Source organism: Chryseobacterium caseinilyticum (assembly GCF_014837145.1).
Taxonomy (GTDB): Bacteria; Bacteroidota; Bacteroidia; order Flavobacteriales; family Weeksellaceae; genus Chryseobacterium; species Chryseobacterium caseinilyticum.
Genome location: NZ_JACYFS010000004.1, coordinates 318,384 through 335,800, shown reverse-complemented (window position 1 = coordinate 335,800; position 17,417 = coordinate 318,384). Strand labels below are relative to the sequence as shown.

General features: G+C 36.8%; 20 protein-coding genes. 8 read left to right on the top strand and 12 right to left on the bottom strand.

The genetic code is table 11. The features are described 5' to 3' along the window. Positions 1 to 195: 195 nt before the first annotated feature. Genes IC610_RS14480 through IC610_RS14470 form a run of 3 tightly spaced genes read left to right on the top strand, consistent with a single transcriptional unit; the run spans position 196 to position 3,699 of the window. Positions 196 to 1,458, top strand: a complete 1,263-nt coding sequence (locus IC610_RS14480; protein ID WP_191737487.1) for a serine hydrolase domain-containing protein — start codon at positions 196 to 198, stop codon at positions 1,456 to 1,458. Between the two features lie 25 nt (positions 1,459 to 1,483). Next, on the top strand, positions 1,484 to 3,241 hold the full coding sequence (locus tag IC610_RS14475) for an Ig-like domain-containing protein (RefSeq protein ID WP_191737486.1): 1,758 nt from the start codon (positions 1,484 to 1,486) through the stop codon (positions 3,239 to 3,241). Then, positions 3,241 to 3,699, top strand: coding sequence for a heme-binding domain-containing protein (locus IC610_RS14470; RefSeq protein WP_191737485.1), 459 nt, complete (start codon positions 3,241 to 3,243; stop codon positions 3,697 to 3,699). Before IC610_RS14475 ends, IC610_RS14470 begins: the two co-directional genes overlap by 1 nt. Here the strand turns inward: IC610_RS14470 and IC610_RS14465 are convergent, their stop codons facing one another. From IC610_RS14465 to IC610_RS14445, 5 genes are all read right to left on the bottom strand, one after another. After that, positions 3,700 to 4,215 carry an NUDIX hydrolase gene (locus IC610_RS14465; RefSeq protein WP_191737484.1) on the bottom strand — a complete coding sequence of 172 codons (516 nt, stop codon included), beginning with the start codon at positions 4,213 to 4,215 and terminating at the stop codon, positions 3,700 to 3,702. Next, complete coding sequence (xerD, locus tag IC610_RS14460; RefSeq protein WP_056075721.1) at positions 4,212 to 5,126, bottom strand: site-specific tyrosine recombinase XerD; 915 nt, start codon at positions 5,124 to 5,126, stop codon at positions 4,212 to 4,214. Before xerD ends, IC610_RS14465 begins: the two co-directional genes overlap by 4 nt. Positions 5,127 to 5,157: 31 nt before the next feature. Further along, entirely contained in the window at positions 5,158 to 5,586 is a 429-nt protein-coding gene (locus IC610_RS14455) for a deoxycytidylate deaminase (protein ID WP_191737483.1), read from the bottom strand. Between the two features lie 32 nt (positions 5,587 to 5,618). Further along, positions 5,619 to 6,386, bottom strand: a complete 768-nt coding sequence (locus tag IC610_RS14450; RefSeq protein WP_191737482.1) for an enoyl-CoA hydratase-related protein — start codon at positions 6,384 to 6,386, stop codon at positions 5,619 to 5,621. 105 nt (positions 6,387 to 6,491) lie between these two features. After that, a complete protein-coding gene (locus IC610_RS14445; protein ID WP_191737481.1) occupies positions 6,492 to 7,979 on the bottom strand; it encodes a catalase in 1,488 nt (495 codons plus the stop codon). Positions 7,980 to 8,088: 109 nt separating this feature from the next. Between IC610_RS14445 and IC610_RS14440 the strand changes: the two genes are divergently transcribed. From IC610_RS14440 to IC610_RS14420, 5 genes are all read left to right on the top strand, one after another. Then, on the top strand, positions 8,089 to 9,039 hold the full coding sequence (locus IC610_RS14440; RefSeq protein ID WP_056075732.1) for a LysR substrate-binding domain-containing protein: 951 nt from the start codon (positions 8,089 to 8,091) through the stop codon (positions 9,037 to 9,039). 228 nt (positions 9,040 to 9,267) lie between these two features. Beyond that, a complete protein-coding gene (gene metK / locus IC610_RS14435) occupies positions 9,268 to 10,548 on the top strand; it encodes a methionine adenosyltransferase (protein ID WP_191737480.1) in 1,281 nt (426 codons plus the stop codon). An 81-nt stretch (positions 10,549 to 10,629) separates the two neighbouring features. Then, positions 10,630 to 11,118 (top strand): hypothetical protein, encoded by a 489-nt coding sequence (locus tag IC610_RS14430; RefSeq protein ID WP_191737479.1) that lies wholly within the window; start codon positions 10,630 to 10,632, stop codon positions 11,116 to 11,118. 190 nt (positions 11,119 to 11,308) lie between these two features. Then, positions 11,309 to 11,896, top strand: a complete 588-nt coding sequence (locus IC610_RS14425) for an RNA polymerase sigma factor (RefSeq protein ID WP_056075740.1) — start codon at positions 11,309 to 11,311, stop codon at positions 11,894 to 11,896. A 202-nt stretch (positions 11,897 to 12,098) separates the two neighbouring features. After that, positions 12,099 to 12,794, top strand: coding sequence for a YjjG family noncanonical pyrimidine nucleotidase (locus IC610_RS14420; protein ID WP_191737478.1), 696 nt, complete (start codon positions 12,099 to 12,101; stop codon positions 12,792 to 12,794). 59 nt (positions 12,795 to 12,853) lie between these two features. Here the strand turns inward: IC610_RS14420 and trpS are convergent, their stop codons facing one another. The 7 genes from trpS to IC610_RS14385 all read right to left on the bottom strand — a co-directional run bounded on the left by trpS (position 12,854) and on the right by IC610_RS14385 (position 17,375). Further along, on the bottom strand, positions 12,854 to 13,822 hold the full coding sequence (gene trpS / locus IC610_RS14415) for a tryptophan--tRNA ligase (protein WP_191737477.1): 969 nt from the start codon (positions 13,820 to 13,822) through the stop codon (positions 12,854 to 12,856). 101 nt (positions 13,823 to 13,923) lie between these two features. Beyond that, positions 13,924 to 14,802: a hypothetical protein gene (locus IC610_RS14410; RefSeq protein ID WP_191737476.1), complete on the bottom strand. Its 879-nt coding sequence runs from the start codon at positions 14,800 to 14,802 to the stop codon at positions 13,924 to 13,926. After that, the gene (locus IC610_RS14405; protein ID WP_191737475.1) at positions 14,799 to 15,512 is read right to left on the bottom strand and encodes a hypothetical protein; all 714 of its coding nucleotides are present in this window, start codon (positions 15,510 to 15,512) and stop codon (positions 14,799 to 14,801) included. Before IC610_RS14405 ends, IC610_RS14410 begins: the two co-directional genes overlap by 4 nt. Before the next feature lie 29 nt (positions 15,513 to 15,541). Beyond that, positions 15,542 to 16,186 carry a SanA/YdcF family protein gene (locus IC610_RS14400; RefSeq protein WP_191737542.1) on the bottom strand — a complete coding sequence of 215 codons (645 nt, stop codon included), beginning with the start codon at positions 16,184 to 16,186 and terminating at the stop codon, positions 15,542 to 15,544. Positions 16,187 to 16,229: 43 nt separating this feature from the next. Continuing rightward, positions 16,230 to 16,868 (bottom strand): lipoprotein signal peptidase, encoded by a 639-nt coding sequence (locus IC610_RS14395; protein ID WP_191737474.1) that lies wholly within the window; start codon positions 16,866 to 16,868, stop codon positions 16,230 to 16,232. Then, entirely contained in the window at positions 16,868 to 17,065 is a 198-nt protein-coding gene (locus IC610_RS14390) for a DUF2683 family protein (RefSeq protein ID WP_191737473.1), read from the bottom strand. Before IC610_RS14390 ends, IC610_RS14395 begins: the two co-directional genes overlap by 1 nt. A gap of 64 nt (positions 17,066 to 17,129) precedes the next feature. After that, positions 17,130 to 17,375, bottom strand: coding sequence for a DUF6576 domain-containing protein (locus IC610_RS14385; protein ID WP_056075767.1), 246 nt, complete (start codon positions 17,373 to 17,375; stop codon positions 17,130 to 17,132). Positions 17,376 to 17,417 lie beyond the last annotated feature (42 nt).

The following is a 17,417-nucleotide window of genomic DNA, read 5'->3' as shown; positions in this document are numbered from 1 at the left end:
AAATAGGTTAGGGTATACAAAGGGTATCTCGAGTGTATCTCGATAGCTTACTAAAACACTCTGCCAAAATGACAAATCCGCTTCCCAACCGAAGCGGATTTTCTTTTCAATTATGTTAAATAATTCATAATTTACATAACGCATTCAGTCATTCTTTTAGGTTTTATTAAATTGCCGTTCATTTTTTAATTGGCTATGAAGAAGTTTAAACTGGTACTGGCGGTAACCGTCTTTCTCTTGAGTATTTCATGTAAAAATAAATCCGAAAAACACGATGAGGCGCAGGCTTACACTTCCAATCTTCCCAATTTCAGCAATGTTAATTTAGATGAGGTTTTCAGCAAAGAAGATTCCTACCTTTCAGGAAAAGACGCCACTATTCAATACATCAAAGGGTATTATGACAAGGTCTGGGACAGAGGCAATCTGAGTGGTGGAATTCTGGTAGCCAAGGGAGACGAAATTCTTTTCGAAGGTTACAGAGGCTTTGCAAGGGAGGGAAATCAAAACCCGATCAGTAAAGATACTCCGCTTCACGTGGCTTCTGTTTCAAAAACAATGACAGCAATGGCTGTGCTTAAACTGATTGAAGCCGGAAAACTGAAACTGACAGATCATTTAACGGACCATTTTCCAGGATTTCCCTATCCGAACGTGACCATACAAACCTTATTGGATCAGAGAAGCGGTCTTCCGAAATACGAATATTTCATCGATAAAATAAAACCTGCACCGGCAGAACTTTCAAAAAATTACATCAACAATCAGGATGTGCTCAACATGCTGATTAAGTACAAACCCGAATTGGCAAGAGATACCGACACCGGCTTCATGTACTGCAATACCAACTACGCCCTTCTCGCTTTGCTGATTGAAAAAGCAACCAATACGCCTTTCCCGAAAGCGATGAAAGAAATGGTTTTCGCCCCTTTGAAAATGGATCATTCCTATATTTTTGAAGAGAAGAATATTCCTACCGCTTCACAGTCCTTTTATTTTGGCGGAAACAGACTTTATCCTCTGGACCGTCTGGATCTAATTTACGGGGACAAAAATGTCTACACAACACCGAGAGATCTTTATAATTTTTCAAAAGCCATGTTTTCGAAAGATTTTTTGAAGCCTGAATTGAAAAGTATGATTTTTGAACCTTACAGCAATGAAAAGGCCGGACAGAACAATTACGGTTTAGGTTTCAGAATGAAAATTTTTGACAATGGTGAAAAACTCACCTACCACAATGGCTGGTGGCACGGAACCAACTCGGTTTTTGCCCATCTGCTGAAATCAAAAGTGACCATAGTTGCCATTGGAAATAAATATTCGGGGAGAGTGTACACGGCTTTGGCTTTGGCCGGTCTTTTCGAAGATTTTCCGCCACAAAAAGATAAGCTGCATCACATAATGAATGAAAATCAGGACTCTCTGAAAACAGGAACTGAAGTTTTTGGAGAATAATGAGTATTTTTGCGCAAATATATTCATGAAAAGAATTTTTTTATTTTTAACGGTTCTGTTTCTTCTGCACTCATGCGCAAGGGTGGGTTCGCCAATTGGTGGCTCAAAGGATACGATAGCCCCAAACGTAATCGGTTCGAATATTGACAGTACAAGAATTAATGTTTCAAGAAATATTAAGGAATTAAGAATAGATTTTGACGAATACATTACGCTGAAAGACATCAATAAAAATCTGATTATTTCTCCGCCCATCAAAAGCATCAAAAGAATTCTGCCTTCCAATATTGCCAATACGTCGCTGTTAATTCAGTGGACAGATACCTTGCAGGCCAATACCACTTATAATTTTAACTTTGGAAATTCCATTGCGGATAATAATGAATCCAATATTCTGAGATACTACAATTTCGCCTTCTCAACCGGTGAAAAGCTTGATGATCTCTACATTTCCGGTGTGGTAAAAGACGGGATGGCGATCAGAAAAACAGCATCTTCAGAAAACAAAAATGTAGTCGGCTTATATAAAATTTCAGATACCATCAATTATCGTGAAAAGCCTTACTACATCTCAAGAGTAGACGACGACGGCTATTACGAACTGAATTATCTGTCTCCCGGAAAGTATAAAATTATCGCTTTTGAGGACGAAAATACCAATTCGGTTTACGATCCCGGTAAAGAAAAAATTGCTTTTCAGAAAGAAGAAGTGATTATAGATAAGTCTATTTCAGGTTTAAATTTAAGAATGTATCCTTCCAAAAAGCCTGTGAAATATCTTGAAATGAAAGAAATGCCCGGCGGAATTCTGATGACATTTGAAGGCAACCCCGATTCTGTAAAGGTAAATCCGCTGAATGAGAAAATGAAGGATTTTAAAGTTACTCATAAACCTAAATCTGATACGCTTAAAATCTGGTTTGATGCCGTGAAAAATGAAATCGGTCAGGGCACTACAGAAAATCTGAAGTTTACTTACGATGCGGGAGTTATCAAAGATTCACTCTTTAATGCATCGCTGTTTTATAAGTACAACACGAAAAATAAAATGTCTGTAGAAAACGGGATTGGCGGTAATCTTCTGGCTCCGAAGACCGATTTTAAAATTACATCCAATTACATTATTGATAAAATTCAGCCAGAAAAATGGACTTTGAAAACGGATAGTATTTCACAAAATTTCACGGCCAGAATCTCTGAAACCAACCCGTACGAAATTCTGATTAAGTCTGATTTTAAAGAAGGTAAAAAATATTCACTCACCGTTCCCAAGACGACCGTTTTATCCTATTATGAAAAAAATGCAGATTCAAAAAGATTTGATTTTGAAGCAGATAAAGTAGAAAATTACGGAAGTCTGACCTTTAAACTTACCAATGCTCCCGCAACAAAATACTGGATTCAGCTGATGGATTCGGGAGAAAAAGTAATTTATCAGAAATACACTTCCGGCACTGAGGTTAAGTTTGACATCGTAAAACCCGCAGAATATATCGTAAGAATTCTGGTAGACAACAATGAAAACAAATTCTGGGATCCTGCCGATTTCAGTAACGAAACTTTTGCAGAAGATGCTTTTGTTTACTACAAACTGGCTCTTTCGCGCCCGTTGTGGGATTCTATTGAAAACTGGGATTTGAAAGACACAAAAACACTGGATCTTGAAGCAATAAAACCGGCAGCACCTGTTGAAAAAGAGCAGCAAAATAATCCGGTAAATCCTTTGCAATCCGGAGGAACGATGCGGAGTGACAACAATATGAATCTTCAGAACAGAAGATAATGAAAACAGCCAAAAAAGTTTTCTTCTGGGTTTTGGTAGGTTTTGCTTTGATTCAGTTTATTCCTGTCGATAAAGTTAATAAACCAGTCGATCAAAAGCTCAATTTTGTAACCACTGAAAATACTCCTGCTGAAGTTGCTGTATTGATTAAAAATGCCTGCTACGACTGCCATTCCGACGAAACCGTTTATCCGAAATATGCTCAGATTGCACCTATTTCATGGTCAATAAAATCGCATGTAAACGACGGCAGAAGACATCTCAATTTTTCAGTCTGGAAATCATACAATGCTGATTTGAAAAAAAGTATGTTGGAAAAATCGGTTCAGACTATTCAAAACAAAACCATGCCCCTTCCGGGATACAGTGTTTATCATGATGAAGCCAATCTCACAGCGGCACAGCAAAAAATACTCACCGATTATTTTGAGTCTGTTTTAAAAGCCGGTAAGTTTTAATTAAAAGTTTCTGATATACGTTTCAAGGAATTTTTTCTGAGAATCAAAAGCAATATCATCGGGATTGATTTCATTTAAAGGAATCCACACAGTATCAGAAATTTCAGAGATTTCCAGGTCGACTTCAAACTTTTCTGCTACATTGTATTCAAAGAAAAGATCAATCGTGTTGTAATCAATTTCTTTGTACTGATAAACGTTTGGAAGACTCGCCAGATACTTTAGGTTTGAAACATCAATATTGAGTTTCAGTTCCTCATACAATTCTCTTTTACACGTGTTTTCTGCAGATTCTTTTGGGTCAGTAAATCCACCCGCCATATCAAGTTTTCCTTTTTTAGGATCCTGATTTCTTCTTGTCAGAAATATCTCATCACCACAGCGAATAACCACGGCAACTGCACCTGCTACATTATTGTAAAGAACGAAGCTGCATTGTGTGCAGCTCCATTTTTTTTCCTGATCCCATAGAAGTGTTTGATTGCCACAGTTTGGGCAGAAAGTTAGATTTTTCATTGTGCAATATTAGCATTTCTCGGATGATAATTCAAAATCACATCGCGTAATTCTTCATTTTTGAGATGAGTGTAAACTTCGGTTGATGTAATGCTTGAATGACCCAGCATTTCTTGGATAAACCTGAGATCGGCTCCATTCTGAAGCAAATGTGTTGCAAAAGAATGTCTGAAGGTGTGCGGTGAAATTTTCTTGCTCACTCCGGCCTTATCAGTAAGTTCTTTAATAATAAGGAACACGATCACTCTTGACATTGAAGTGCCGCGACTGTTCAGAAATAGGGTATCTTCATGTTTTTTAGCTACCTTATATTCAGATCGTACTTCGTAGATATAATCTTTGATCAGATCTGCGGTGTAATGAGCCAGGGGAACGAATCTCGTTTTGTCACCTTTGCCATTTATTTTAATGTAGTTTTCCTTAAAATTAATATTCGAAATTTTAATATCAATCAGCTCAGAGACACGTAGTCCGCATCCGTACAATACTTCAATAATGCAGTGATTTCTTTTCCCTGTTTTGGACGAAATTTCTATAGCATCGATAATTTTGTTGATGTCTGTAAGGCTTAAGGTGTCGGGCAGATAAAGTCCCAGTTTTGGACCTTCCAGTAACGCAGAAGGATTGTCTTCTCTTACTTCATCTTCCAGTAAATATCTGAAAAAAGCTTTGATAGACGAAATCCATCTTGCCTGTGATCTCTCACTGAATTTCTGCTTGCTGAGTCTGAAAATATATTCCTGCAGATTCTCATAGGTGATTCTGTCAGGGCCTGTATTTTCCAAAGATTCTTCAGAATAATCTTTTAATTTTTTAATGTCGCGCACGTAGGCGTCGAGCGTGTTTTCTGAAAAATTTCTTTCAAAACGAAGAAATATTTCAAAATCCTTAATTTTTTCTTCCCAAGTCATTTGTGTGTTTTTTAATTGTTTTTTTTTTTTTTTAATTTAAATCATCCTCACTTACCTGTATTATTTCAATATTATGATTTTTTAAAAACGCAATTCCCTCATCATCTGAGTATGCGTTGATGTACACCAGTTTCTCTATTCCTGCCTGTAAAATAAGCTTGCTGCATTCTTTACAAGGCGAAAGTGTAAGATAAAGTGTAGAACCTTTTGCTGATTGTGTAGACCCCGCGAGCTTAAGGATGGCATTGGCTTCGGCATGCAAAACATACCAGTGTGTTTTTCCGTTCTCATCCTCACAGCAGTTTTCAAATCCGGACGGCGTACCGTTGTAGCCATCAGAGATGATCATTCTGTCTTTTACAATTATTGCTCCTACCTGTTTTCTCTCACAGTAAGAAAGTTTTGCCCATTCCTGAGCCATTTTTAGATAAGCTTTATCAAACTTACTGTACATCTGCATCGTTTCTTGAAATAAATTAAGTAATTCTAAGTTTAAAAGTTGGGTTTTCTTTTCTCAAGAAAGGCAGCTACTCCTTCTTTTTTGTCATCCAACTCAAAAACTTCTCCGAAATATTGAATTTCGGTATCAAATCCTCTCTCTGTATCTGAAAGATTTACAGCGCTTATTGCTTTTGCAATCGCCATTGGCGAGTTGTTGGCAATCGTTGTTGCAAGTTCTTTCGTTTTAGTTAATAATTCTTCTACAGGATAGACCTCATTCACAAGACCTATTTCTTTTGCCCTTGTTGCAGGGATCATCTTTGCTGAAAAGATCATTTCATTGGCCAAACCTTTTCCCACTAATTTCGGAAGTCTCTGTGTGCCTCCGTAACCGGGAATTAAACCCAAAGTAACCTCCGGCAGTCCGAGTTTTGCATTTTCTGATGCGTATCTGATGTGGCATGCCATTGCAAGTTCCAGGCCACCGCCTAATGCAAAACCATTTACTGCAGCAATTACAGGCTTTGAAAGATTTTCTATTTTGTTGAAAAGAGAAGTATGACCATTTCTTGCCAGTTCTTCTGCCTCTTTTTGTCCAAAATCTGTGAATTCTTTAATGTCTGCTCCTGCTACGAAAGACTTTTCGCCACTTCCTGTGATGATAACTACGCGTACTTCTTCATCTTTATCAAGGCTTTCAAAGGCCTCACTCAGTTCACGAATTGTTTTGGCATTCAGTGCGTTAAGACTCGTTGGTCTGTTGATCGTAATTACCGAAATTTTATCTTCTTTCTCTACAATAATATTTTCGAACTTCATTTTAACTCTAATCATTTAGCAATACGCAAATTATAAATTTTTTTAATAAAAAAGTGGAAAAATGTAATTTTTTTCCACTTTTAACAGTTTATTTTGAAACGTAAACTATTTATTGTGATTCATCATGTTGCCGTCAATGCTGATTTGCAAGCCTGAAGCCACCTTCATTCCGAGCTCGATATTGGCTCTGAAAAAGTGACAAAGCTGTCGGTTGATGATCTCGTCTTTTTTAGGACCGTCAATACCTTTCATACTTTCGATAATGTTGTGAACAAGCCTATCGCGGTCTTCCTGCTTCATTGCTTTGGTGTAAAGAAGTCCTGGCTGAGTATAGTGATCATCGTCATTTTCGTTGCGGTTGTAGTTGGCTACATGATTGCTGTCCAGTTCATACTCAAAGTTTTTATAAGCTGAATCCGGCTGGATGTCATCAAAACTGTTGGGATGATAATTCGGTTTATCCTGATAATGGCTTGAATCTGCCATAAATCCGTCGCGCTGATAATTGTTCACTGCGAAAGGACAGCGGTTGACTTCAAGATGATGTGCGTTTACACCAACGCGGTATCTGTGTGCATCGGGATAAGAGAATAGTCTTCCCTGAAGCATTTTGTCAGGTGAGAAACTGATGCCGTTCACCAGATTGCTCGGCGAAAAGGTCGACTGCTCAACGTGGGCAAAATAATTTACCGGAATTTCGTTCAGTTCCATTTCCCCAACTTCGATTAAAGGAAAATCGTCATGTGACCAAACTTTGGTAATGTCAAAAGGATTCCAGCGGAATTCGTTGGCCTGAGCTTCCGTCATGGTTTGAATGTACATTGTCCATTTTGGGAAATCTCCGTTGTCAATAGCGTTGCAAAGGTCTTCTTGTGCAAAATCAGGATTTTCACCTGCCATTTTTACAGCTTCTTCATTAGAGAAATTTTTAATACCCTGTTTTGTTAAAAGATGAAATTTTACCCAGGTTCTCTCATTATTTGCATTAATCATCGAAAAAGTATGCGATCCGAAACCGTGCATATGTCTGAAACCGTAAGGTGTTCCGCGGTCTGACATCAGAATAAGAACCTGATGCAGAGATTCAGGGTTTAGACTCCAGAAATCCCACATCATTGTGGCACTTTTAAGATTGGTTTTAGGAACTCTTTTTTGAGTGTGAATAAAGTCCGGAAATTTTTTAGCGTCTTTGATGAAAAATACAGGCGTGTTGTTTCCAACCAAATCCCAGTTTCCGTCTTCAGTATAAAATTTTAAGGCAAAACCTCTTGGATCTCTTGCTGTATCGGCACTACCTTTTTCGCCACCCACGGTGGAAAACCGGGCAAACATTTTACATGAGTTTCCTACCTGAGAAAAAAGTTTCGCTTTGGTATATTTTGAAATGTCGTGTGTCACAGTAAATTTCCCGTAAGCACCACTGCCTTTGGCATGTACAATTCTTTCAGGAATTCTTTCTCTAACGAAGTGGGCAAGGTTTTCCTGAAGTATAAAATCCTGAAGTAAAACAGGTCCTCTCGCTCCTACAGTCTGCGAGTCCTGATGCTCAAAATAAGGGGCTCCGTTTCCTGTGGTTAACTTTTTGGTATCCATTTATTTATGATTTGTAGTTATTATTTCATTTTTCAAATTCAAATTTAGATGAATTTTTAATTTACTAAACCAAAAACGTCATATCTTTGTAATAGATAATATTAATCGAATGAACATTCAGCAATTGGAATATCTTATCGCAGTAGATAAGTACAAACATTTTGGTAAAGCTGCGCAGGCCTGCTTTATTACCCAACCGACCTTAAGCGCCATGATTCAGAAGTTTGAGGATGAGCTGGATGTGAAAATTTTCGACAGAACCACGCATCCGATCCGAACAACCGACGTTGGACTGCAAATTATAGACCAAGCCAAAGTCATTATTGAAGGTGTAAATGAGCTTAAAAACAAGGCTAATTTATTAAATAATATTTTAGGAGGTACGATAAATTTAGGAATTATTCCTACCGTTTCCTCGTTCATTCTGCCGACTGAAATTTTCCATTTTCTTCAGGAAAATCCTAAAATTCAGATGAATGTAAAGGAAATGACTACCGAAAACATCATTAAAGCTTTGAAATCTGGCGAACTGGATGCAGGAATTATTTCTACACCTTATGATAATGCCAATGAATTTTACAAAGATTTTCTCTTCAATGAAGAACTGATGATTTACAGTTCAGATACTGAAGCCAATAAGAAAAATACATTCATCGTTCCCGAAGAAATGAATACTGAAAAAGTTTGGCTTTTGGAGGAGGGAAACTGTCTGAGAAATCAGTTTGAAAACATCTGTCATTTAAAGGAAAATACTTTAAAGCCTAAGAATTTAGATTTCCTGGCTTCGAATATTCAGACCTTGGTGCACATGGTTGACAAAGTAGGAGGAATCAGTATTTTGCCTGAGCTGGCATTGAATCAGCTGTCTGAAGATCAGAAAACGAAGGTGTTTAAGTTCAAAAAACCTTTCCCTTACCGTGAAATCAGTATTATTTATTACAAACCGACTTTCAAACAAAAAATTATTGATGAGTTGGGAAATTCAATTAAAAAATCACTGAAAGATAAACTTAATTACTACGAAAATCCTAAAGATTATGTGAGTATTAAACCGCAATAGAATTAGAAATCAGATGAAAGTCTGATTTTTTTCATTTATTTTCAAAGTCAAAAGTTTTGAGTATTAAAAAAATAGTGCTTACATTTGCAGACGTTTGATAACGAGGAAAAATTTGACCTGATTGCAACCTCTCTAAAAATATGCTAAAACAGTATTCTATTTAAGCTATTTCCGGCAATTATTCATTTTTTATCCTCTTAATTTTAAATTAAAAAACAAAAGAATAATATGTCTTATTTATTTACATCTGAATCAGTTTCAGAAGGCCATCCGGACAAAATCGCAGACCAGATTTCCGACGCGTTAATCGACAACTTTTTAGCTTACGACAAAACCTCTAAGGTTGCGTGTGAGACTTTGGTGACAACAGGACAGGTTGTTTTGGCTGGAGAAGTAAAATCTGATGCTTATCTTGATGTACAGACTATCGCAAGAGAGGTGATCAACGGAATTGGTTATACAAAAGGTGAATACATGTTCAACGGAGATTCTTGTGGAGTTATTTCTGCAATCCATGAGCAGTCGCCGGATATCAACCAAGGTGTTGACAGAGCGGTAAATGATGAGTCTTTTGAAGGAAAAGCAAATGCACAGGGAGCTGGTGACCAGGGAATGATGTTTGGTTATGCTACCAATGAAACCGCGAACTATATGCCTTTGGCTTTAGATTTAGCTCACACGATTCTAAAAGAACTTTCTGCTCTAAGAAGAGAGGATTCTGAAATTAAATACCTTCGTCCTGATGCTAAATCTCAGGTAACCATTGAATATTCTGACGATCACAAGCCGGTAAGAATAGATTCTATCGTAGTTTCTACTCAACACGATGATTTCGGAGCTGAAGAAGAGATGCTGAACAAAATCAGAGAAGACATCAAAAATATTCTGATCCCAAGAGTTGTTGCTTTACAGACTGAGGAAATCAAAGCTTTATTCAACGAGCAGATTAAATATCACATCAACCCAACAGGAAAATTCGTAATCGGTGGTCCTCACGGAGATACAGGTTTGACAGGAAGAAAAATCATCGTTGATACTTACGGTGGAAAAGGTGCTCACGGTGGTGGTGCATTCTCAGGAAAAGATCCTTCAAAAGTAGACAGAAGTGCTGCTTATGCTACAAGACATATCGCTAAAAACTTGGTAGCTGCAGGTGTTGCAGATGAGGTTTTGGTACAGGTTTCGTACGCAATCGGTGTTGCTGAACCTTGTGGTCTTTTTATCACAACTTATGGTACATCAAAAGTAAATTTGACTGACGGTGAAATTGCTAAAAAGGTGTCTACAGTATTTGACCTTAGACCTTACGCAATCGAGCAGAATCTGAAGCTGAGAAACCCTATCTATCAGGAAACTGCTTCTTACGGTCACATGGGAAGAGAGCATTATGTTGCTGATAAAACTTTCAACAAAGGTCATAAAAATGAACTTACACTTGAAGGTCTGGAATTCTTCACATGGGAAAAATTAGACAAAGTAGAGGAGATTAAATCAGCTTTCGGTTTATAAATCTTCTTTTCGGTATAGAAACTGCTTTAACATGAAAATGCTAAAGCAGTTTTTTTTATTTTTACATCTAAATATTTTATAATGAATATGCGATCTGCAATCACTGTCTTTTTTATTTTCATGACTGGCATTTTTGCTCAGGCACAGTACACGGTTCATAAAATGATCAACGTAGGATATGTCTATCAAAATCAAAGTTTTGGTGAAGTAGGAGGGAAGCTGATGTTTCTAAAAAATGATGATGTGATTTACAGATTGGGTGCTTCAGCACTGATGGGATCAGCCAATTCTAAATTTGCAATTATGCCCAAACTGCAGGCAGATGTACTTTTAAACTTTCAGAAAGATGTAGATTTTTACCATTCTTACTACTTCATTTTAGGAGCTGAAGGCACAAATAAATATGTTGCTCCCAAGGTTGGTTTCAGTTTGTTCGGAATTGTTGACCTTACCGGAGGCTACGCATTTACTGTTGCAGATGCAAGGCTGAACGGTAAAGAAATGAAAGGTTTAAATATTAATTTCACATTAAATATCCCAACAGTGGCTATTTATGATATGTTTAAGTAATTATATTTAATTTTTTTTAATGTTAATTGTTAAAAGTTTAACATTTATTAAAAATTTATTTATATTTACAGCATAATTCAAAGCTATAGAAAAGACTTTACTCTGAAAATTGCATGCAACCCTAAAAATAAGCCAGATTTTTCTGGTGTAAGGTATCTGCAAAATAACAATTATAGAGAAGAGAAAAGTTATGAAACCTACAGATAGCAACCTGATTACCCTATATCAGACCGGAAACGAAGAAGCCTTATCTACCCTTATCTACAGACATCAGCGTGATCTTTTCACATTTATTCTTTACAAGATTAATGATGAAGATCTTGCCAATGATATTTTTCAGGATACCTTCATGAAAATCATCGTGATGCTGAAAGAAGGACGTTATAATGAAGAAGGCAAGTTCATTCTCTGGGCAAAAAGAATCGCTCAGAATTTAATTATTGATCATTTTCGTGCAAAATCAAAGAATGTGAAAGTTTCTGAAACTACTTTTGACAATGACGAATTTTCAATATTTGATTTGATCAGAGAGCCTTCAGAAAATATTGAAGACCAGTTGGTAAGTCTTCAGATTCAGGAAGATTTGATTAAAATGCTACAGTTTCTGCCTGAAAATCAGCAGGAAGTGATTAAACTGAGGTTTTTTGATGGTTTAAGCTTCAAAGAAATTGCTGAGCATACCAACATGAGCATCAACACAACGCTTGGAAGAGTGCGTTATGCATTGATTAATCTCAGAAAAATAATGGAAGAAAAGAATATTATTCTCACAAGATAATAATTTGGAACAATTTTCGTTTTTAAAGAAATAATAATTTTCGCCTATGAAAAATAACGATTCTTTAAAATCCAAAAGTTTGAAACCAAAAAAGCAAACTATTGATTTTTTGCTTAGTTTCTCAAAAAATCTTGAAGTTATTAAAGTGAAGGATTCGCACTTTCATCTTTCAAAAAATTAAAAATTAGTAAATTTGTGCTGTATGAAAATTCAGCACATTTTTTTTGACCTCGACAATACGCTTTGGGATCACCGCAAAAACGCCTATCTTACCATTAAAGATCTTTTTGAAAAGGAAGAAATTGCTTTAAAATATGACATTGATTTTGAAGCGTTTCATTCTGTTTATCATCAGGTCAACGAAAGACTTTGGGAACAGATTAGAGACGGTGAAATTAATAAAGAGTATCTCAGAAAACATAGATTTTATGATACTTTCAACCATTTCGGAATTGATGACCTGGAATTGTCAATGTATTTTGAAGAACACTTTTTAGATAAGATTCTCAACTACAATCATCTGGTAGAAAGTGCTGATGTCATCTTGGAATATTTAAAAGCTAAAAATTACACGCTTCACATTATTTCAAACGGCTTTCAGGAAGTGACGGAAAGAAAATGTATTCTCTCAGGAATTGATCATTATTTTCAAACCATTACCAGCGCAGATTCTGTGGGAGTTAGAAAACCAAATCCAGAGATTTTTGAGTATTCTTTAGGTTTAGCCAAAGCTGCAAAAGAAGAAAGTATTCTGATTGGTGATGACTGGATCGCAGATATTATCGGATCGCAACAGTTTGGGATAGACTGCATTTTCTTCGATGTTTTAAATGAAAATCCACAGCAGGAAAATTTAAAAGTAATTAAACATCTTCTGCAGATAAAGGATTATTTATAAAAAAAATTCGGCGACATCGAGGTGTCGCCGAAATTGTATCTCTATAGAAATTGCTTGAATTAAATTCCCAAACTTTCTCTTACTCTTCTAATGGTTTCAGTAGCAATTGCTCTCGTTTTCACAGCTCCTTCCTGAAGTTTTGCTTCCAACTCATCAAGATTGTTCATGTAGTAAGAAAACAATTCTCTCTCTTTTTCAAATCTAACCAGAATTAAGTCCAAAAGCTCTTTTTTAGCATGACCGTAACCGAAATTTCCGGCTAAATATTTCGCTCTCAGTTCTTCAGTCTGTTCAGGAGTTGCAATCAGTTCGTAAATTGCAAAAGTCTTATCAGTCGAAGGATCTTTCGGTTCTTCCAGTGTTTTTGAATCACTTTCGATACTCATCACCTGTTTTTTCAGTCCTTTTTCAGGTAAGAAAATATTGATAATGTTTCCTCTCGATTTTGACATTTTGTGTCCATCTACACCGGGAACGTATTTGGTATCTTCCTGCAGTTCAGCCTGAGGCAAAACCAAAACTTCACCCATCTGATTATTAAATCTTGAAGCCACATCACGGGCAATCTCCAAATGCTGAAGCTGATCTTTTCCTACAGGAACGATTTCTGCGTCATACAGTAAAATATCTGCAGCCATCAGAATCGGATAAGTAAACAGACCTGCATTAACGTCCTGCAAACGGTCTGCTTTATCTTTAAACGAATGTGCTAAAGTCAATCTCTGATAAGGAAAAAAACATGATAAATGCCAGGAAAGTTCACAGGTTTCAGGGATATCGCTCTGTCTGTAAAAGAATGTTTTTTCAGTATCCAGTCCGCAGGCAAGCCAAGCTGCAGCAATTTCGTAGGTGTTGTTTTTTAATTCTTTTGCGTCTTTAATCTGCGTTAGCGAATGAAGATTCGCAATAAATAAAAATGATTCGTTTCCTGCCTGCTTTGAAAGCTCAATTGCAGGAATAATTGCACCCAAAAGGTTTCCAAGGTGCGGCGTTCCGGTGGCCTGTATGCCGGTAAGAATTCTTGACATTTAATTTTAAATTGTTTGTGCAAAAATAGGTAAAATTTAGAATCTATTCTTCAGAAAACGGCTTAACAAACATTAAATTAGTTATGTCAAATATTCTTTGTTCAACTGGAATTCTGCTGATTAATTTTCTGCTGGATTTTATATTTGAAAGTAAGAACCTTCAAATTCCAAAGCATCAAAGTTTGTTCGGCTGAGATAATATCATTTTCTGAACCAATAATCAGGCGGTCTCGAAATGATTTAATAAACTTCGACCAGTATTCTCCCTTAGAGTCTTTCAGTAAAAAATAAAACCCGGCGTCTCCAAATTTTTCCCCTGAAGAATCTAAGATCAATTCACCATTTTCTCCAACACTGGGAATCATTAACACTGTTGCGTTCCCATTCGGTAAAGGAAAAACAGCTTTCACACAGGTTTTTCCGGAAGGCAAAGTGCTGATTCCATAAACGCCGGAATAAATGACCTGTCCGGTAGATTGAATCGAACGGAACCAAAATGTGTATTTGACTTCATTGGTTACAGGATCGGCAAGATTGATGATCTCGCTTTTTAAAGTTTCAGAGTCATCAATATTTTTCGTCGGAATATTCAGCTGATTGATTCTGTTGCTGAACAGTTTATTAAGTAAAATCCCGAAAAATTTGAAAAAAGGATTCCACTGTACAGAAAATTGTAAATGGTGACCGTCTGTGTTTTCATAGAATTGAATGACACTTTCAGATAGATTTTCGAACTCAGTTTCAGACAAATTCAGTTTCTGCATTGAGGGAATAATGCCTTTTGATTCTGAGTCTTTTTGAATAATTAAGTTTTGCTTTTCCGCAAACTGATGGATATAATCTTTACCAATTGCATCGAGATTTCCAAACGGACCTATCAGCCACAGAAAATCTTCGGGGTTAATTTTCTTTCCACGCAAGATCACCCATTGCTGAGTTACCCAATCCTGGAATTTCTGCATCGGATAAGCAAATCTCATTTAACCGTTTTTAAATTGGGAATAATATTGCACCGTCCGTTCCATTCACCAAATTCGGAGATCGGTTTGAAGCGAAGGGTTGTAAATTCGAAATGAAAATCTTTCCGGTCTCTTTCTTTCATCGCATTGGCATGCCTTTCAGGTTTTGGAACTTTGCTGTGTCCGTGAACCATATCGGTCATTTCTTTCTGTGTATTCCAAATTGAAAAAGTGGAAACGGTGTTTGGAAATTTTATGGAAGCTAAAGAAAGAGTTGTTGCGGGATGGTCGCGAACCAATTTCTCAACCGGCCTTCCCCAGCGGATAAATCTTGGAATTTCCAGAAATTTCATTCTTGCTATTGTAACGGCTACGACTGGTGAATCGGGATTTTCAAATTCTAAAGTTTCGTCCGGAATTTCAAACTTATTAAACTTGCCCCATTTTCGCATAAAAGTTAGCCTCGTATGCCAACCTTTCGCAAGGATTTTTCCTAATTCATTTTCAGTTAAAAAATTTTCAATATCACTTTCATTTTCCCATTGAGCAAAAACGGCGATCTGCCGGATCAGCATTCGTGAAGGTGAAAGAATAGGAGAGCCAAGCGTCATCGCTGTCATTATTTCTGCATGAATCAACCCCGAAATCTGCTTTGGTTTTGGTGGAAACAAAAGAATTTTCAGTGCAGATAAGTAGTTTGTTTTTACTAAATGATAGGTGAATACGCCCATTTTTTCAGTTCTACATTAAATTTATAAAACTAAGGTATCAGAATTTTCTCTCCACCAAACTTCGGTTCCACCCCAAACATAAAATCCCAGAACACTTTTGCCCGCGCCAGTTTTTCTCGTGCATTGGTTTTAAAACCGGCATATCTATTCACGTCTTCAGCGTTGTAGCCGAATGCTTTAATTCCGTTTTTTCGTCCTAAATAAACAGCTCTTTCATTATGAAATTTCTGAGAAATGATGATGTAAGAACTCTGTCCGAAAATTTCTTTCGCTCTCAGTACAGAATCCAAAGTTCTGAAACCGGCAAAATCCTCAAAGATTCTTTCTGCAGGAACTCCGGCTTTGATGAGTTCGTTTTTCATCTCTTCCGGTTCATTATAATCTTTCTTAGAATTATCTCCGCTTACAATAATGTTTTGAACCTTCCCGGATTTATATAAGTCTGCAGCAGCTTTTATTCTGTTGAAAAAGTATGCATTGGGATTTCCGTTCGAAAGTGTTTTGCTGGTTCCAAGAAGAAGTCCGGTTTTCTCGGATGGAAGTTTTGACAAATCTGAAGTGACGAAATTTTCCGTCTGATCTTTAATGGTAAAGTTGGACCAGATGACAAAAACAATTCCCACTACAAAAAGCAGCAGGAATATTTTGATTGTATTTTTTATCATTTTTTTCATACAGTTTGAACCTTTTGTAGGTTTCATAAAAGTATGAATTATTTTAAAACTCAAGCCCGTTCGGGAACGCTTTTTTTCTGAAAATTATTAAAAGTGCACCACCAACAGTAATAGCAGAATCTGCAACATTAAAAATATATTTAAAGAATTCAAGGTGTCTTCCGCCAATTAAAGGCCAGCTTTCAGGAACATGCCAGTCTACCAACGGGAAGTGTAGCATATCGACCACACAACCTTTCATAAAAGTAGAGTAGCCCTGACCAAAAGGAACGAGTTTCGAAACTCCTGCGTAACCAATCCATTGTTTGATGTTTTCGTCGTAAACCATTCCGCTGTCGAAAATTAATCCGTAAAACATACCGTCAATTAAGTTTCCGATGGCACCGGCAAAAATCATGGACATTGGGATGATCAGATAGTTTGATTCACCTCTTTTAAGCCATTTGCTAAACAGATAAATCATTCCGCCAATCAGGAAAACGCGGACGATTACCAGAAAATATTTCCCGAGCATTCCGCCAAAATGAAAACCATAAGCCATTCCCGGATTTTCAACAAAGGTTAATTTAAATCCCGGAAAAACGGCAACACTGTCGTTAAGATTGAAGTTGGTTTTAATGTAAATTTTTGATGCCTGATCAATCAACAATATAAGAAAAGTGATAAGTGCTATCTTCTTCATTATTGGTCAGTCTTGGGTTTATCTTTAAAATTTCTTGCAGGCTTTTCCTTTTTCGGTACGGTGATTCTCGGCTCAAAATTCTGAGTTTTTGCACCTCTGGTGTGAAATTTTTCGTATCGGATTCCCATGTCTTTCATTACGCTTTTCAGCGCATTCAGCTCCATCTGGTTTTTTGGGTGTACAATTAGTGCTTCCATTTTACTTTATTTGCGTTGAGGTTTCAGCTTAAATCAAAGCTTTTACAACGTTTATGTTTTAATATTAATGCTTCGACAGTTCGTCTAACCGTTTTCTGTCTTTTGCGGACAGGTCGTTGATGCCATTCTTTCCCATTTTGCTGAGAAGTCGGTCGATTTCTTTTTCCCTATCTCTTTTATCTGAGTTGAATTGCTGATCTATGGTCAGATTTTTAGGCTTATCCGGATAGAATCTGTTTTTGATCCGATCGCGGTTAAAAAACCATAAAGCTGCCACAAGGATGATTCCTAAAATCAAATATTCACTCATAGATATAACTAAAAAATAGGTTTACATAATGTTTTAAAAACA

What these genes read in the sequence shown, in the direction of transcription:
- IC610_RS14480 (WP_191737487.1), top strand. Translation starts at nt 196, where the DNA reads ATGAAGAAGTTTAAACTGGTACTGGCGGTAACCGTCTTTCTCTTGAGT.
- IC610_RS14450 (WP_191737482.1), bottom strand. Translation starts at nt 6,386, where the DNA reads ATGAAGTTCGAAAATATTATTGTAGAGAAAGAAGATAAAATTTCGGTA.
- IC610_RS14385 (WP_056075767.1), bottom strand. Translation starts at nt 17,375, where the DNA reads ATGAGTGAATATTTGATTTTAGGAATCATCCTTGTGGCAGCTTTATGG.
- IC610_RS14475 (WP_191737486.1), top strand. Translation starts at nt 1,484, where the DNA reads ATGAAAAGAATTTTTTTATTTTTAACGGTTCTGTTTCTTCTGCACTCA.
- IC610_RS14470 (WP_191737485.1), top strand. Translation starts at nt 3,241, where the DNA reads ATGAAAACAGCCAAAAAAGTTTTCTTCTGGGTTTTGGTAGGTTTTGCT.
- IC610_RS14455 (WP_191737483.1), bottom strand. Translation starts at nt 5,586, where the DNA reads ATGCAGATGTACAGTAAGTTTGATAAAGCTTATCTAAAAATGGCTCAG.
- IC610_RS14395 (WP_191737474.1), bottom strand. Translation starts at nt 16,868, where the DNA reads ATGAAGAAGATAGCACTTATCACTTTTCTTATATTGTTGATTGATCAG.
- metK (WP_191737480.1), top strand. Translation starts at nt 9,268, where the DNA reads ATGTCTTATTTATTTACATCTGAATCAGTTTCAGAAGGCCATCCGGAC.
- IC610_RS14445 (WP_191737481.1), bottom strand. Translation starts at nt 7,979, where the DNA reads ATGGATACCAAAAAGTTAACCACAGGAAACGGAGCCCCTTATTTTGAG.
- IC610_RS14440 (WP_056075732.1), top strand. Translation starts at nt 8,089, where the DNA reads ATGAACATTCAGCAATTGGAATATCTTATCGCAGTAGATAAGTACAAA.
- IC610_RS14425 (WP_056075740.1), top strand. Translation starts at nt 11,309, where the DNA reads ATGAAACCTACAGATAGCAACCTGATTACCCTATATCAGACCGGAAAC.
- IC610_RS14420 (WP_191737478.1), top strand. Translation starts at nt 12,099, where the DNA reads ATGAAAATTCAGCACATTTTTTTTGACCTCGACAATACGCTTTGGGAT.
- IC610_RS14390 (WP_191737473.1), bottom strand. Translation starts at nt 17,065, where the DNA reads ATGGAAGCACTAATTGTACACCCAAAAAACCAGATGGAGCTGAATGCG.
- IC610_RS14405 (WP_191737475.1), bottom strand. Translation starts at nt 15,512, where the DNA reads ATGGGCGTATTCACCTATCATTTAGTAAAAACAAACTACTTATCTGCA.
- IC610_RS14465 (WP_191737484.1), bottom strand. Translation starts at nt 4,215, where the DNA reads ATGAAAAATCTAACTTTCTGCCCAAACTGTGGCAATCAAACACTTCTA.
- xerD (WP_056075721.1), bottom strand. Translation starts at nt 5,126, where the DNA reads ATGACTTGGGAAGAAAAAATTAAGGATTTTGAAATATTTCTTCGTTTT.
- IC610_RS14430 (WP_191737479.1), top strand. Translation starts at nt 10,630, where the DNA reads ATGAATATGCGATCTGCAATCACTGTCTTTTTTATTTTCATGACTGGC.
- trpS (WP_191737477.1), bottom strand. Translation starts at nt 13,822, where the DNA reads ATGTCAAGAATTCTTACCGGCATACAGGCCACCGGAACGCCGCACCTT.
- IC610_RS14410 (WP_191737476.1), bottom strand. Translation starts at nt 14,802, where the DNA reads ATGAGATTTGCTTATCCGATGCAGAAATTCCAGGATTGGGTAACTCAG.
- IC610_RS14400 (WP_191737542.1), bottom strand. Translation starts at nt 16,186, where the DNA reads ATGAAAAAAATGATAAAAAATACAATCAAAATATTCCTGCTGCTTTTT.